18 protein-coding genes are annotated in these 15247 nt (G+C 62.9%); all 18 read right to left on the reverse strand.

All coding sequences use genetic code 11. The features are described from left to right. On the reverse strand, positions 1-1216 hold a 1216-nt coding region (tssK, locus tag ACIP0B_RS25370; protein ID WP_400837202.1), incomplete at its 3' end, for a type VI secretion system baseplate subunit TssK. Between the two features lie 2 nt (positions 1217-1218). Beyond that, positions 1219-1719: a type VI secretion system lipoprotein TssJ gene (gene tssJ, locus ACIP0B_RS25375; protein WP_085630241.1), complete on the reverse strand. Its 501-nt coding sequence runs from the start codon at positions 1717-1719 to the stop codon at positions 1219-1221. Positions 1720-1724: 5 nt separating this feature from the next. After that, on the reverse strand, positions 1725-2921 hold the full coding sequence (tagH, locus tag ACIP0B_RS25380) for a type VI secretion system-associated FHA domain protein TagH (protein WP_085579029.1): 1197 nt from the start codon (positions 2919-2921) through the stop codon (positions 1725-1727). An 18-nt stretch (positions 2922-2939) separates the two neighbouring features. Then, on the reverse strand, positions 2940-3080 hold the full coding sequence (locus tag ACIP0B_RS25385) for a type VI secretion protein (protein WP_085579031.1): 141 nt from the start codon (positions 3078-3080) through the stop codon (positions 2940-2942). 288 nt (positions 3081-3368) lie between these two features. After that, a complete protein-coding gene (locus ACIP0B_RS25390; protein ID WP_400837206.1) occupies positions 3369-4889 on the reverse strand; it encodes a sigma-54 interaction domain-containing protein in 1521 nt (506 codons plus the stop codon). Positions 4890-4899: 10 nt separating this feature from the next. After that, positions 4900-7557, reverse strand: a complete 2658-nt coding sequence (gene tssH, locus ACIP0B_RS25395) for a type VI secretion system ATPase TssH (protein WP_085630244.1) — start codon at positions 7555-7557, stop codon at positions 4900-4902. Positions 7558-7568: 11 nt separating this feature from the next. Continuing rightward, the gene (gene tssG / locus ACIP0B_RS25400) at positions 7569-8576 is read right to left on the reverse strand and encodes a type VI secretion system baseplate subunit TssG (protein WP_085693776.1); all 1008 of its coding nucleotides are present in this window, start codon (positions 8574-8576) and stop codon (positions 7569-7571) included. Continuing rightward, positions 8540-10327, reverse strand: coding sequence for a type VI secretion system baseplate subunit TssF (tssF, locus tag ACIP0B_RS25405; protein ID WP_085579040.1), 1788 nt, complete (start codon positions 10325-10327; stop codon positions 8540-8542). The genes tssG and tssF overlap by 37 nt, the downstream gene beginning before the upstream one ends. A 72-nt stretch (positions 10328-10399) precedes the next feature. Further along, positions 10400-10819, reverse strand: coding sequence for a hypothetical protein (locus ACIP0B_RS25410; protein WP_085693775.1), 420 nt, complete (start codon positions 10817-10819; stop codon positions 10400-10402). Further along, positions 10816-11034, reverse strand: a complete 219-nt coding sequence (locus tag ACIP0B_RS25415) for a hypothetical protein (RefSeq protein WP_085579045.1) — start codon at positions 11032-11034, stop codon at positions 10816-10818. Before ACIP0B_RS25415 ends, ACIP0B_RS25410 begins: the two co-directional genes overlap by 4 nt. A gap of 5 nt (positions 11035-11039) precedes the next feature. Beyond that, positions 11040-11447: a hypothetical protein gene (locus ACIP0B_RS25420; protein WP_400837213.1), complete on the reverse strand. Its 408-nt coding sequence runs from the start codon at positions 11445-11447 to the stop codon at positions 11040-11042. 37 nt (positions 11448-11484) lie between these two features. Further along, entirely contained in the window at positions 11485-11778 is a 294-nt protein-coding gene (locus ACIP0B_RS25425; protein WP_400837216.1) for a hypothetical protein, read from the reverse strand. A gap of 59 nt (positions 11779-11837) precedes the next feature. Continuing rightward, positions 11838-12224: a hypothetical protein gene (locus tag ACIP0B_RS25430; protein ID WP_400837218.1), complete on the reverse strand. Its 387-nt coding sequence runs from the start codon at positions 12222-12224 to the stop codon at positions 11838-11840. A gap of 1 nt (position 12225) precedes the next feature. Beyond that, positions 12226-12591 carry a hypothetical protein gene (locus ACIP0B_RS25435; protein ID WP_400837221.1) on the reverse strand — a complete coding sequence of 122 codons (366 nt, stop codon included), beginning with the start codon at positions 12589-12591 and terminating at the stop codon, positions 12226-12228. Then, on the reverse strand, positions 12588-13268 hold the full coding sequence (locus ACIP0B_RS25440; protein ID WP_400837223.1) for a DUF6695 family protein: 681 nt from the start codon (positions 13266-13268) through the stop codon (positions 12588-12590). Before ACIP0B_RS25440 ends, ACIP0B_RS25435 begins: the two co-directional genes overlap by 4 nt. A 1-nt stretch (position 13269) precedes the next feature. Further along, positions 13270-13794, reverse strand: a complete 525-nt coding sequence (locus ACIP0B_RS25445; RefSeq protein ID WP_400837226.1) for a PAAR domain-containing protein — start codon at positions 13792-13794, stop codon at positions 13270-13272. 11 nt (positions 13795-13805) lie between these two features. Beyond that, positions 13806-14213 carry a type VI secretion system baseplate subunit TssE gene (tssE, locus tag ACIP0B_RS25450; protein ID WP_085579056.1) on the reverse strand — a complete coding sequence of 136 codons (408 nt, stop codon included), beginning with the start codon at positions 14211-14213 and terminating at the stop codon, positions 13806-13808. A gap of 9 nt (positions 14214-14222) precedes the next feature. After that, on the reverse strand, positions 14223-15247 hold a 1025-nt coding region (gene tssC / locus ACIP0B_RS25455; protein WP_400837229.1), incomplete at its 5' end, for a type VI secretion system contractile sheath large subunit.

Here is a 15247-nt window from a genome sequence, read left to right on the forward strand (position 1 = left end):
TGACATAGGAATTGCGCGAGTGGAACGCCATCTGCCGCGCCGCCACCGGCAACGGTATGACCTTGATCCCCGGCAGGTGCAGGTTGACCAGTTGGCGGATGCGCTCCACCGGGCCGACCTTGAGGTGCGCCGGCAGGCGGTGGCGCAGTTCTTCGGAGTCGCAGTTGGCGCTGGCCGCCAGCACGAACGAGGCCGAGCCGAGCAGTTTGTGGTCGTGCAAAGGCGACACGATGATCCCGTACTGGCGTGCCTGCAGGATCAGCTCGATGGCGTGCTGCTCCAGCACCATCGACAGCACCTGACGGATCGACTCCATCAGCTTGCGGAAGCTCGCGCCCTGGTCGGCGTGGGAGTAGCGGCTGTCCAGGCGCGGACGCTTGTTGTCGCTGGAGAAGGTCGCCAGGTCGCCGAGCATGGTCAGCAGCGTGCGGTACAGCTCTTCCGGGTGCACTTGCTCCAGGCCCAGGTAGTGGCGCAGCAGCAGTTCGGTGCGGTTGATCAGCTGCAGCATCATGAAGTCGCCGACTTCCGCGCCGCCGACCTTGCCGTTGGAGCGGATGCGCTCGGCGATGGTGTCGCCCCGGTGGTTGAGCATGCTGATGACTTCTTTCAGGCACGACAGCAGGTAGCTGGAGGCGTGGGCCTGGATGTAGGTCGGCACGAAATCCGGGTCGAGGCTGATCACGCCGTCCGGCGTGGTGTCGAGCACGTCGCAGATCTTCAGCTTCACGTAGGCCTGGTCGCTCTGCTGCTCGCCGAGCAGCAGCTTGAAGTCCGGGCGGCCGCACTTGACCTGGCTCGACGAGTCGTCGCCGGCGTTGGAATCGGCCACTTCGGTCTCGTAGGCGGTGTAGCGCGCCAGCACGTCGGACTGCTCCGGACGGCGGGCCTCGATGTGGTTGCCGGTGACCAGCGGCAGCGCCAGGTAGATCGGCGTGTTGCCGGTGTTCGGCGGCACGTCCAGGGCCAGCGGCTCGGTGTTGCCGCCGAGCTCGAACAGGCTGCCGTCCGGCAGGATCCCCGAGGCTTCGCTGATCACAAGCTTGCCCATGTTGAGGAACTGCAGGTCGATCTCAAGGTTCAGGAACCCCCAGGTGTAGCCGCCCAGCAACTGGGTGCGGGTCTTCATCTGGTGGTCGTAGTAGCGGTCGTTGTGCTGGAAGTGCTGCGGACGCAGCAGCATGCCTTCCTGCCAGATGACTTTATGGGTATTCATGGTCAGTCACCCGCCTTGGCCAGCACGGCATGGGTATTGCGGATGCCGGCCTGATCGAGGGTCAGGTCGACGTCGTTGATTTCCACCGGGGTGATCTGCACGGTGTGGCGCCATTGGGCGTCCGACAGGTCGCGGTAGGCGGCGAGGATGCCGACGTAGCGGCTGCCCTCCTCCACGCTGAGCTTGAGCTCGACGGTTTCGCCCGGGCGCAGCTCCAGTTCTTCGCTGGCCACCAGGTCCGGGTTGAGGGATTCCTTGGCGCGTTCGTAGAGGCTGAAGAAGTCGGCGTTCTCGAAGGTCACCGGGTGCTTGAGCTCGAACAGGCGCACCACGATCGGCGAAGGCCGGCCGTTGAGGTCCAGATTCAGTTGGTCGCTGCCGGTCAACTTCAGGTTGACCTTGGTCATCGTCGAATACGGCGTCAGCGACGAGCAGCCGGCCAGCAGCACCAGCGCGGCGAAGGCCGTCAGCGTCTTGAGAAAAGCGGTCGAGCGGCGAGGCATGCGCATCATCCTTGAAGATCGGTGTGTAGGGTGGAAATCAGGCGGATCTGTTCTTCGTAGGCCTGGGCGAAGTCGCGCGCCAGCAGGCGCTCGCTCCAGTCGTCGTCCTGGCGCAGGGCCTGGTGGTAGCGGCCGAAGGCTCTCCAGCGGCCGCCGGAGGTGGCGATCAGCGGCTTGTTGTCGCGCTCGAAACGCAGGGTCAGCTGCTCCGGCGAGAAGTGCTCCAGGGTGCCGCGCACCGCCGCACGGCTGGCGGTCAGCAGGGCCACCTGATGCGCCTGCAAGTCGCGGAACGCACGGGACACCGCCTGCGCCGCCGGCAGGTGCCCCGGCTTGTGCGGCTGCAGCAGCATGCCCAGCGCTTCGCCGGCATCCACCGCGAACTTCAGCGGGTTCTTGTTGGTGCCCTGGGCGGTGGTCTGGGCCAGGCGCAGTTCGTTTTTCAGCTCCGAACGGGTACGCAGGCTCTGCTGCAGGCCGCCGATGCTCTGCTTGAGCAGGCGCGCCGCGTTCAGCGCCAACTCTTCGCGCTCGTCGTGGCTCAGGCCTTTGAGATCCACGCCCAGTGCCGTGCCGAAGTGTTCCCAGAACCCTTCGCTCTGGCGCTCGACGGCCTTCGGCGCCGGGGCCGGCTCAGGCTTGGCCGGTTCGCTGATCAGCTCCGGCACCATCAGGCTTTCCATGTCGATGCGGGCGTAGTCGGCGCGCTGACGGGAGTCCTCGGGCTTGGTGTTGGGCGCCAGCAGCTCTTCGATCTCCGAGTACACGCGCTCCTGCTGCTCCAGCGCGTTGAGCGGGTCGAGGTCGAGGAAGGCGTCGTCCGGGATGATGCTGCCGGCGGCACGGGGGCGCCCGGCTTCGCCGTCGAAGGTCGCCGGGTCGCGCACCAGCCGCGCGCGGATCTCGAAATCGCCCAGCACGTAGGTGCTGCCGTGCTCGATGCGCACCGGCTCGCCCTTGTGCAGGCGGGCGCCGCTCTCACCGTCCTGCACGCCGTTGCTGCTGGTGTCGGTGAGGAAAAACGTGCCCTCGCGGTAGCTGACGATCGCGTGGTGGTTGGACAGGTGCCGCTTGCGGTCCGGGATGATCCAGTCGCAGTCCTCGCCCCGTCCGATCACGCCGCCGGCCTGCTTGAAGGTCTTCTGGCACAGTTCGGTGGGCACGAACTGCTTGGTGTTCAGCATTTCGAAAACCAGTTCCATGTTTGATGCTCCTTGCGGTCACTTGCCGCGATTGGCCGCCTGCGGATCACCCAACGGGCGATAGTCCTTGTCGTTGTATTTGTAGTTGCCGCTGCAGCCGCCGAGGCCGCATAGAACGACGAGGGTCAGCAGGACGGCTTGCCAGTGACGTACAGGCATCAGAGGGTCTCCAGGTGTAGACAAAGCACAAAGCGCCGACCCTTGCGGGCGGCGCTGAAAGAGGTGTTCGGGGTGTTGGCGAAGGCTCTGCATCGGGGCCTTTCGCCAAACCACCGGGATTGCGCCCGGTGCCCCTGTGGCGAGGGAGCTCGCTCCCGCTCGGCTGCGCAGCAGCCGCAGATCGCCGGAAGATCGCGGCGTCCGGTCTTGAGGGCGCTGCGCACCCCGGCGGGAGCAAGCTCCCTCGCCACAGGCGGCATTGTGGCCGCGGGGGCGGTGACGGTCGGGTCAGCCATCGAAGTCCCCCAAATTGATGTTCAGTCGGCCGAGCCGGTACAGCAGCGTGCGCCGGGGCAGGCCCAGTTCGCGGGCGGCCAGGGTCTGGTTGCCGTCGTTCTTGCGCAGGCAGTCGAGCAGCAGCGTGCGTTCGACCCGCTCCAGCCGTTCGCGCAGGTTCAGGCCGCTGTTGTCTTCCGGCGGCGGTTCCAGGCGCAGGGAAAAATGCTCGGCCAAAAGCTCGCCGCCCTCGCACAGCAGCACCGCCCGCTCGACCAGCCCTTTGAGCTCGCGCACGTTGCCGGGGAAGCTGTAGCCGGACAGGTGCTCCAGCGCCGCCTCGGACCAGCGCACCGGGTCGCGCTGCAGGAACGCGCAGGCCTTGTCGGCGAAGTGCCGGGCCAGGTCGAGGATGTCGCCTTCGCGGTGACGCAGGGCCGGCAGTTCGATCGGGAACTGCGCGAGGCGGTAGTACAGGTCTTCGCGGAACTTGCCCTCGCTGACCAGCACCGACAGGTCGCGGTGGGTCGCGGCGATGATGCGCACGTCGATCTTGTGGGTGTCGTTGGAGCCCAGCGGACGGATCTCGCTTTCCTGCAACACGCGCAACAGCTTGGCCTGCAGCGACAGCGGCATGTCGCCGATCTCGTCCAGCAGCAGGGTGCCGCCGTTGGCCGCGTCGAACAGCCCGGCGCGGTCGCGGTCGGCGCCGGTGAAGGCGCCCTTGCGGTAGCCGAACAGCTCGCTTTCCAGCAGGTTTTCCGGGAACGCCGCGCAGTTCTGCACGATGAACGCCTGGGAGCGGCGCGGGCCGCAGTCGTGGATCGCCCGCGCCACCACTTCCTTGCCGGTGCCGGTCTCGCCGCGCAGCAGCACGGTGTAGGGGCTGTGCAGCACCTTGCCGATCAGCGAGTAGGTCTGGCGCATCGCCGCGCTCTTGCCGATCAGGCCGTAGCCGCTGATGCTCGGCACGCTGCGCAGCGCCGGCTCGGCTGCGCACGCCGGTTGCCGCAGGCGTTGCAGCAGGTGCAGTTGGCCGAGCACGAACGAGCCGAGCTGGCCGAGGGAATCGGCGAAGCCTTGCAGGTCGGCATGGCGCCGGCTGGCGCACAGCAGCAGCCCTTCGACCGCCTTCTGCGGGTTGACCAGCGGCACGCACAGCAGCGACTGCCACGGCGCGGACGTCGCCGGCAGGAAGCTGGTCTCGTGCAGGCTGCCGCTCAGTTCGCTCAGGCACACCACGCGGTTCTGGCACAGGGCGAACTGCAGCAGCTGTTCGCCGTTGTAGTCCGCCGGCAGGCTCGCCGCCTCGCGCGGCTGCAGCACGCCGTCGAGGCATTCGGCGTTCATCCCCAGGCACGTGTGCGTGGCGTCGAGCAGGTACAGCTGCGTCAGTTCGCAACCGCTCAGTTGCGCCAGGCCGCGCACGAACTCACCCAGCAGCGCAGCGCCGTCCGCCGCCCGCGACAGGCTGGCGAACTGCGCCAGCAAGGCTTCGGCATAGGCCAGCGGCTGCGGCACTTGAGTGAACATCACACCCACCTCAAGCGAACTCGCAGGTCACGCCGGCATCGCCGTCGAGGGTGGCGTGCACGCGCTGCAGGCTTTCGCCGGTGGCCATGGCGTCGAGCAGGCGGTCGGCCACCAGCGGCAGCACGTGCTGGTCGAGCAGATGGTCGATCAGGCGCGCGCCGCTTTCGCTCTGGGTGCAGCGCTCGGACAGGTGATCGACGAGGTTCTGGCACCAGGTGAAATCCAGCTGACGGCGGTTCAGGCGCTCGCCCAGACGGCCCAGCTTGATCTCGATCAGCTCGCGCAGCACCGGGCCGCCCACCGGGTAGTACGGCACCACTTTCATGCGCGCCAGCAGGGCCGGCTTGAAGTGCTTGCTCAGCACCGGGCGGATGGTCTCTTCCAGCACTTCGGCGGTCGGCCGCTGGCCGTTCTCGCACAGGTCGCTGATGCGGTCGCTGCCCAGGTTCGAGGTCATCAGGATCAGCGTGTTGCGAAAGTCGATCTCACGCCCTTCGCCGTCGTTGGCCACGCCCTTGTCGAAGATCTGGTAGAACAGGTTGAGCACGTCCGGATCCGCCTTCTCGACTTCGTCGAGCAGCACCACCGAGTACGGCTTCTGGCGCACGGCTTCGGTGAGCATGCCGCCCTCGCCGTAGCCGACGTAGCCTGGCGGCGCGCCGATCAGGCGGGAGACGGTGTGCTTCTCCTGGAACTCGGACATGTTGATGGTGGTGATGAAACGGTCGCCGCCGTACAGCAGGTCGGCCAGCGCCAGCGCGGTTTCGGTCTTGCCGACGCCGCTCGGGCCCACCAGCAGGAACACGCCCACCGGCGCGTCCGGCTTGTTCAGGCCGGCGGCGGTGGCGCGCATCGAACGGTCGAGGGCGTGCACGGCCTGCTCCTGGCCGCGGATGCGGGTGCGCAGGTCGGTGGCGAAGCTCGCGACCTTGGCGTTGTGTTCACGGGCCAGCTGCGCCAGCGGCACGCCGGTCCAGGCGCTGATCACTTCGGCCACCAGGCGCGGGCAGACTTCGAAGCTGACCAGACGCTCCTTGGCCTGGGCGGCGGTCAGGGCGCTGTGGGTCTCATGCAGCTCGGCCTCCAGCGCCTCGACGCTTTGGGCCTCATCGGTCTCGGCCACGAGGGTTTCGATCACGGTGCCTTCGGCGTCTTCCTCGATGCTCACCACCGGCTCGACCGCCGCCGCTTCGCGGGCCTTGGCCAGTTGCTGGCGCAGCTCCAGCAGGCGCTCGGCCAGTTGCTTCTGTTCGGTCCACAGGGTTTCCAGCGCGGCCATTTCGTCTTCGGCCTCGTCCAGACGCGCTTCCAGCGCCTCCAGCGCTTCGTGGTCGACCGGCAGGCCGGCCTCGGCGTCGCGGCGCAGGGCCTGGCGCTGACGGCCACCTTCGGCCAGTTCGCCGCGCAGGCGCTCCAGGCTTTCCGGGGCGGCGGCCAGGCTGATGCGCACGCGGGCGCAGGCGGTGTCGAGCACATCGACAGCCTTGTCCGGCAGTTGACGGCCGGCCAGGTAACGGGCGGACAGTTCCGCCGCCGACACCACCGCGTCATCGCGCAGGTAGATGCCGTGGCTCTTCTCGTAGACCTGGGCCAGGCCACGCAGGATGGTCACGGCTTCGTTGACGGTCGGCTCGTGCAGCTGGACCGGCTGGAAGCGGCGGGCCAGCGCCGGATCCTTCTCGAAGTATTTCTTGTACTCGGCCCAGGTGGTGGCGGCGATGGTGCGCAGCTCGCCGCGGGCCAGCGCCGGCTTGAGCAGGTTGGCCGCGTCGGAACCGCCGGCATTGCCGCCGGCGCCGATCAGGGTGTGGGCTTCGTCGATGAACAGGATGATCGGCTTCGGCGAGGCTTTGACCTCGTCGATCACGCCCTTGAGGCGGCGCTCGAACTCACCCTTCACGCTGGCGCCGGCCTGCAGCAGGCCCATGTCCAGGGCCAGCAGCTCGACGCCCTTGAGCACCTGCGGCACTTCGCCGGCGGCGATGCGCGAGGCCAGGCCTTCGACGATGGCGGTCTTGCCGACGCCGGCCTCGCCCACCACGATCGGGTTGTTCTTGCGGCGCCGGGCGAGGATGTCGACCATCTGGCGGATCGCGCCGTCGCGGCACAGCACCGGGTCGAGCTTGCCGTCGCGGGCCTGCTGGGTCAGGTTGTGGGTGAAGCGCTGCAGCAGCGATTCGCCCTGGGCGGCGGGTTTGCCGCCGGCCGCCGGTTGTTCCTGCTGCGACAGGGCGAATTCCTTCAGGCGGTCGATGTTGAGCTTGGCGAGCAGCGGCTGGTAGCGGCTGCCGGCGTAGCGCATCGGGTTGCGCAGCAGCGCGAGGATCAGCGCGGCCTGCTCGACCTGGGTCTGGCCCAGCTCAAGGTTGGCCACCAGCAACGCGTCCTGCAGCCATTGCACCAGTTCCGGGGCGAACACCGGGTTGCGCGAGGCGCTGTGCTCGACACGGGTCTGCAACGCGGCGCTCAGTTCGCCGGCGTCCACGTCGGCGTCTTGCAGGGCGCGGCCGAGCAAGCCGTTCGGGCGCTCCAGCAGGCCCAGCAGCAGGTCTTCGACCAGGATCTTGCTGCCGCCGCGGGCGACGCAACGCTCGGCCGAACGCTCCAGGTCACGGCGGGTTTCGGCGTCCAGCGCCTGGATGAGTTGTTGCAGGTCTACGTTGATCATGGCTCACGTCCTTAATGAATTTTGCTGCCCAGGGTCACCACGCCGTCCGCTTTCTCGCAGCCCAGCCAACTGGTCCAACCCAGGCGACAGTCGTTCTTCTCGCCGATGCGCAGTTCGCGGATCTCTTCCGGACGCAGCACCAGGCGGATGTCGTAATCGAGCGGGTCACGCAGGGTGAACCGCACCAGCGCGCACAGCGGCTGGTAACCGAAGCCGATGGGCAGGAATTCGTGGAACCGCTCCCAGTCGAGTTCGGTGATGTGGATGCGGAACTTGCCGCTGCGGTCGCGCACGTGCTCGCCCAGCACCAGGTCTTCGCCGAGCACGCTGTTGTTGCGGCCCAGGCGGTTGCGCTGCTCATCGAGAATCTCCACGCGACGCTCGATGCATTGCTCGATCACCAGGTCCTCGTGCTTGAAGTAGTACCGCAGCACCGCTTCGATCAGCGCCGCCGAGTGGGCCCGCAGGCTCAGGAGACCGAGGTACGGCAGCAGGCGCTTCCAGTTCAGTTCCTTGGCCTTGCGGATCTCGTCGCCGCCCAGGCCGATCAGGGCGAACAGCTGCGACGAGAACGGGTCGATGGCGCCGCTCTGGAAACTGGCGCGGTAGCGGTACTTGCGCCAGATCGGCAGCAGCAGCCGCTGCAGGCGATGGTGGAACAGGTCGAGGAAGTTGCGCGTCGGGTTGCCTTCTTCGCTGTCGCCCAGGGCCTGTTCGCCGTAGAACGCCGGCAGCGGCGAACCGGAACCGACCAGGCCGATCAGGTTGAAACGCATGCGCGCGCGCATCTGCCCGTGCTCTTCGAAGAACTCCACGCGGTCGACGTCGCAGCCGGGGAACCCGAGGCTCGGGTTGGCCTGGAATTCCAGCTGGTCGTACAGGTCGTCTTCGCTCAGGTACGGGTGCGCATCGCGCAGCCGGTCGATCACCAGCAGCACGGCCTGGAACAGCGAGTACTCGCGTATTGCCCGGGTCAGCCCGCTTAGAGCAGGGGCTGCAGACCCATACGTGGTGTCCATTGGTACACCTCTCCCTGTGTGCTCTTGACCCGCAGTTCGTGGAACGAATTGAGACTGGCGTAAAGCGCGAAAAACTCGTTGAGGACCGAAGCGAAGACGAACAGGTCGCCTTCACCGATGTAGCCTTCCGGGTCGATGGTCAGTTCGGTGCGCAGGCCGCGCACCGGCAAGCCACGGTGCAGGCGGTCCACGTGATGGTGCTTGATGTGCTTGAGGCCGCCGAGCAGGCGCTTGCTGACCTTTTCCGCGTGCTGGTCGTAGTAGCGCGGCAGGTCGTAGGTCTCGAGGATCACCTTCAGCGCGTTGACGTCGGCCAGCGACAAGTAGTTGAGCGACATGTTGCTGATCAGCTTCCACAGGAAGTCACGGTTCAGCGGCGGCGCGAAGCTCGACGTGGCCGGGGTGATGTTGCGGAAACTCAGGAACTCCGGCGTCTCTTCGCAGGCCATGCAGATGTCGCCGAGCTTGAGCTTGCGCGGCAGGTTCTGGTTGGTGCACGTCAGCTCGATCGACAGGGTCTCGTGGGCCTCGGTGTGGCGGATGCCGAAGCTCAGGTAGGTGTCGAGGCCGTCGTGCAGCAAGGACGAACGCTGGCGGATGCTGTAGTGCGGACGGCTGTTGGGCACGTCGAAGCTGGGGTCGTGCTCGAACGATTCGAACGGCACGTACTCCTGGTAGCCGAGGCCGCCGGGCTTCCAGCCGGTGACGGTCTCCACCGAGAACACGCCGCAGTTCTCCAGGTCGAACTCCGCCGGCAGCAGCAGGTATTCGTCCTGCTTGCCGTCGAGGCGGATCGGCAGCGCGTCGTGCTTGAACAGGTTGACGATCGGCGTGCAGAACAGCTTCACGTTGTCCAGGGTCGGGCGCATGCGCATGATCCCGCTCTTGCGGATGTCGAAGCGCAGCTCCAGGCCGCGCATCTGCTTGAGCGTGTCTTCCGGCAGCGCCTTGAGGATGTCGAGGCCGTTGACGTCGACGAACAGGAACTTGTCCTGGAAGGCGAAGTATTCCTGCAGGTAGCGGTAGCCGCGGAAGGTGTTGAGCGGGTACGGGATCAGCGCCTCTTCTTCGGCGAACCCCACCGGCTTGACCCGGTCGCCCGGGATCTTGAACGCCATCGGCTTGCCGCTGACCCCGTCGATGGGCTTGCCGGCGCCGTCGAGCGGGATCAGCTCGATGCCTTCGAGGTTGCGCAAAAGGCTCAGGTAAAGCATCTGGCTGATGTAGCGCTCGCCCGCGAAGTGCAGGCGCAGCTTGCTCAGCTCCAGCTCGCCGAGGTGGCCGTCGGCGCTCATCTCCAGGCGCAGGCTGAGCAGCGAGCCGTCGCCCTTCACCGAGTAGTTCAGCGCGGCCAGGTCCAACGGCAGCACCTCGGTCGGGTAGCAGGTGCGGAAGCGGCAGCGCACGTCTTCGATCGGCACGCTCTCGATCGGCGTGTCCCGCTCGACCTTCAGCGCCGGCCCCGAACGCTTGAGCGGGTCGAACTGCAGAATGCTGAACGCCGGCAGCGGCCGCATGTAGTTCGGCCACAGCAGTTGCATCAGCGAGTGGCTGAGCTCCGGCAGCTCGTCGTCGAGCTTCTGGCGCAGGCGCCCGGTCAGGAACGCGAACCCTTCCAGCAACCGCTCCACATCCGGATCCCGCCCGGCCTGCCCCAGGAACGGCGCCAGCGCCGGACTACGCTCGGCGAAACGGCGGCCCAGTTGGCGCAGTGCGGTGAGTTCGCTTTGGTAGTAGTGGTTAAAGGACACGGGAAAGTACCTGCCTGGTAATGGAGCTCACGTAAGTGGTGCCCTGTGTTTTGCGTCCTGCGACTGCACTGTTCATGCGAGACCGCCTTCTGGCCGGTTCTGCACACGACCGGCAATGCTTCGGGCCGCCCAACGCAACTCGATGACCTGAGTAGCGAGAATTGACAGCAACGTGGCGCAGCCCTGAGCCACGCCATAAAACAACGCCCTCAAGGGCTGATCCGGCAGCATCCAAAGCAAGATGAAACCCACCATCAGACACAGCAGCAGTAGCTTGGCGAACAGGTTCGGCACCAACGCGACAATCAGATTGATGGCCAAAAAGATGTAGAAAAGCGCGTAGCTGGCCATGCCGACGGCAACGCCCCTGGAGGTGAAGCCACCGTTCAACCCTTTGTAGGCAAGCACAACGGCATCATTCAGAAATGCATAGGCCACGCATCCGAGGGCATGGACAAACAGGCACATGGCAAGTCGACTGGAATGGCTCATGCTGGCCTCAGGTTCAGGTACCAGGTACCGGTGCCATGGATCGCGACGACCATCATCAGGACGAACAGCGTCAGAACCCGATGCACACGCGAAGCTCGGGCAGCACGATGCAAGGCCGTCACCAGCAGGACAAAGCTCAGCAAGGCCAGACAGCCGAACAGATCGCTGTCGGCGACACCGGCCAGATAACCCTGAAATTCGTTCGTCCGATCCATATCGGTCAGTTTTCCAGATGCGTGTATGGGGTATTGCTGATGAACATGTTCATCCAACTTTCTTCCCAATCCGGCATGGCAATTTCAAAGGACTTCTTATTGCGGTCAAAATATATCCAGACGATCCCGACAGTGGATTCGGTCTCGTTTGTATTCATGTCCAAGGACTGAGTGTCATACAAGGGCGTGCGATAGACGACTTGAGGGTTTTCTCTGTCGATGACCCTGAGGTAAGCCATGCCGCCGAATGGAAAAATTTTTCCCACTCGTACGTTTTCCAGAATGTATCGACCGGAGGGACTGATCTGGGTAATGCCTGCGGGAAAGCCGATCATTGCATTGACGCAATACCAGGTCCAAAAGGACAAAACCATCAGGACTGCGCCAGCAAGCAAAAGATATTTACTCTTCATAAATTGAAGACTCTGGGCAACCCCAACCTCTCCAGCATTAGTAAACATCATTGAACACCCAATAATTAAACCGATACAAAGCAACAGCACCCGTTGCCGACGCTACCAACGGCGAAAGCGTTCTCTGTAAACATCTTGTCCTATAAAGCACGACCAGCGAACTCACAAAAAAACAAAAAGAAACGACCATCAACGGAAAATAAACAACGATGCAAATAAAAAATAAAATCCCGTACAAATCGAGTCCACCAACCGCCCATTTGCTCTTGGCGCCAGCGAACGAAACCATCAGCAGCAAAGCTGAAAGCAAGAAATAAAAGGTACGGAGCATTTAACGGATACCCTTTACGGGTTTCTTTGAGACAGCTCCACCCCAAGGCACAAAGGCACTCAAGATTCACCTCCGGAATAAATCGCAGGCAAAACGAACAGCAAAAACACGCTCAACAGCCAGACACCCAAATAGATGTAGTTTCTCGGCATGCCACACACTGCCCAACCTTTTACTACGCTGTAACCAGTCGCCAGTTGCAGCAAAAGAAACGAAACTATCGCCAAGGGAATTGACAAGAAATAGCTGTATGGCTCAGCAGATCCCGACGTAAAAACAACGTATACCTCAAATATTGAGAACGGCAGTACGAACGCTATCGCCGCTAAAATCATTAGCTTGACCCTTAGCGCATAAATCATCACCGCAATCCCATCAAGGTAAAGGGTTCTGGAAACATCAAGGGCAGCCCCCGTTGTTAAGTTAAGGAATGCGAATGCCTTCATGCTACTTCACCATTTCCGGGTTCAACTTCAATGCAGTTTCGTCCTGCAAATAAACATCCTCTCCCCCGTCATAACCCATGAAATCTTCATTCAAAAGCGGGCCTCCGCCCTTCTTGACATACCTCACCCATCCTTTGGACCAGATCCCCCCACTTTCATGGCGTATTTCTACGTAATAATTTGGCGGGCTCGATTTGGTAATTTCAAAGAAAGAGCCGCCGTCTTCCGCGCCACTCCAAAAAGCATTCGGATGGTCTTTCAAAATAGGCCCCTTTCCGTTATCTCGCTCCAACAGAGCAAACATTGCCACTATCAGGAGACAGAAAAGAATAATTAGCGAAATGACTAATTTCTTAAAAAATCTCATTCGTCAATTTCCAATTTGTCGTCAGCAAAATTGTAATCAATATCAGTTTCAGACAATTGGAATTGCGCCATATATGCAGTTGGAACAACTGTACGAGACCGGAAAGGAGGAGAAAAACCAACACTCTCCGCCAAGTCAGCAGCGAAAGTTACGCAGTTATGATTTCCTAGATCGTAGGGCTTCCGTGACTTGTCATTGTTCTCAGAAAATTTTCCATCCAACCATGCCAATGCGTTTGCATAAATGGCGCCTCTAAGCACGACACCTTTGATATTCCCAGATTGGCCGTGAGCTATCGAAATTTGCCTAAGCGTTTTTTTCAATGAAGATTCTGTAATATGTCCGGCCACAATTTTTACGTCCGGAATATTGCCTTTTTGAACACGCCCAGCCGGGCCAGGCCCTTTATATCGACCGTATTCATAGTATTTAGAAACACCTGTCTTGCCATTAATTAGCAGAACACCTGCATGACCAAGGTAAGGTGCTTTGGGAAACTCGATTTTGATTTTTTGACCAAACCAAGTGTCCTTGTAGTCATCCATTACATGGATTTCGAACTGGGGAAAGACCAAAGGGATGAGAAAGTCGTTATCCGCAGTCAAGTAAACCTGAATCGGCGAAACGTCGGCGGCAGGTGTGGTAGCGACATTCGCTACCTGGACGGCTTGAGGCATCTCACTCCCCTTTTAGCAGCCAGTTCGGTTTCACCGATATCTGGACATTTTGTGGTTGAGCTTTTTTGCCTAGTGCTTTCGAGAATCCAGACGCATCAGTCTTGCCGTGAACCTCGGTGCCATCTTCAAGCGTGGCGATGTAAGAGACATTTTTGAGCGGCGCTCCTGACGCTTGATCCATCAACTGAATCCGAACGTCAAAGCCAAAAATGTTCAACGGCAACGGCGGCACAAACGGCGCCGGCGAATGCGAATTCCCGATGATCACCGTCCCGGAACCCGCCGTGACTTTGTTCCCATGCGCCCCGACCGAACCCACGGTCGCGGCCGGTTTGCCGTTGATCAGCACCGTGGTGGCGAGGTCGCCGACCATAGCGCCGCCGCAGGCCGAGGCATCGCCCTGGCGGGCGGCCGGGAGGCCGTCGAAGAACACGTCGCCGGAACCGGCGGCGATGGGGTTGGTGCCGTGGCCTGGGATCGGGCAAGCGGTGGGGTCGGAGACGCGGGCTGCGGGTTTGCCGGACATCGGGGATTTCCTTAGTTGACCTTCACTTGGCCGCTGCCGTCCAGGCGCGCGGAGAAACTGACCTGTCGCTTGAAACCGTCCACCTCCAGCAGGCCTTCGATGCTGAAGGACAGGCGGAGCTGGTCGTGGTCACGCGGCAGGGAAATGACACGCACGTTGCTCAGGCGCGGCTCGTAGGCTTCGATGAAGCTTTCGATGGCCAGGCGGGCCTGGCTCAGGGAGTCGTGCAGGCTCAGGCGCATGTCATTGAGATCGGGCAACCCGTAGTCGGACAGCGTCTGCACGCTGCCCGCCCGGGTGCTGAGCATTTTGGCCAGATGGGCAGCCACCGACGCCATGGCCGAAGCCTCGCGGCTCCAGCCGGCGCGCAGGTCCGCGTCGCCGTTCAGGCGTTCGAAAAGGCTGCCGTATCCGTCCATGAGTCGCTCTTACTCTTTGTCCAGCTTGCCGACCAGCGACAGGGTGAAGTCAGCACCCATGTACTTGAAGTGCGGGCGCACGTTCAGGCTGACGCGGTACCAGCCCGGCTCGCCTTCGACGTCGCTGACGATCACCTGCGCAGCGCGCAGAGGACGGCGACCACGGACTTCGGCGCTCGGGTTTTCCTGGTCGGCCACGTACTGGCGGATCCACTTGTTCAGTTCCAGCTCGAGGTCGGTGCGCTCTTTCCACGAACCGAGTTGCTCGCGCTGCAGGACCTTCAGGTAGTGGGCCAGACGGTTGACGATCATCATGTACGGCAGCTGGGTGCCGAGCTTGTAGTTCAGCTCAGCCGCCTTGCCTTCTGCGCTGATGCCGAAGAACTTCGGCTTCTGCACCGAGCTTGCGGAGAAGAACGCCGCGTTGTCGGAGCCTTTGCGCATGGTCAGGGAGATGAAGCCTTCCTCGGCCAGTTCGTACTCGCGGCGGTCGGACACCAGGACCTCGGTCGGAATCTTGGTCTCGATCTCGCCCATGCTCTCGAAGTGGTGCAGAGGCAGGTCTTCAACGGCGCCGCCGCTCTGCGGGCCGATGATGTTCGGGCACCAGCGGAACTTGGCGAAGCTGTCGGTCAGCTTGGTGCCGAACGCGTAGGCGGTGTTGCCCCACAGGTAGTGCTCGTGGCTGTTGGCGACGTTTTCCTTGTACACGAACGACTTGACCGGGTTCTCTTCCGGGTCGTACGGGTTGCGCAGCAAGAAGCGCGGCACGGTCAGGCCGACGTAGCGGGCGTCTTCGGAGGTACGGAAGCTCTGCCACTTGGTGAATTGCGGGCCTTCGAAGTGGTCTTTCAGGTCCTTCAGGTCCGGCAGGCCGGTGAAGCTTTCCAGGCCGAAGAATTTCGGGCCGGCGGCGGCGATGAACGGCGCGTGGGACATGCAGGCGACGCTGGACACGTACTGCATCAGCTTCACGTCCGGCGACCATCGGGCCCAGCACCAGGATCGACGCACGCATGGTCTTGACCAGCTCG

Source organism: Pseudomonas sp. NPDC089534 (genome assembly GCF_044749305.1).
Lineage (GTDB): Bacteria > Pseudomonadota > Gammaproteobacteria > Pseudomonadales > Pseudomonadaceae > Aquipseudomonas > Aquipseudomonas ekonensis.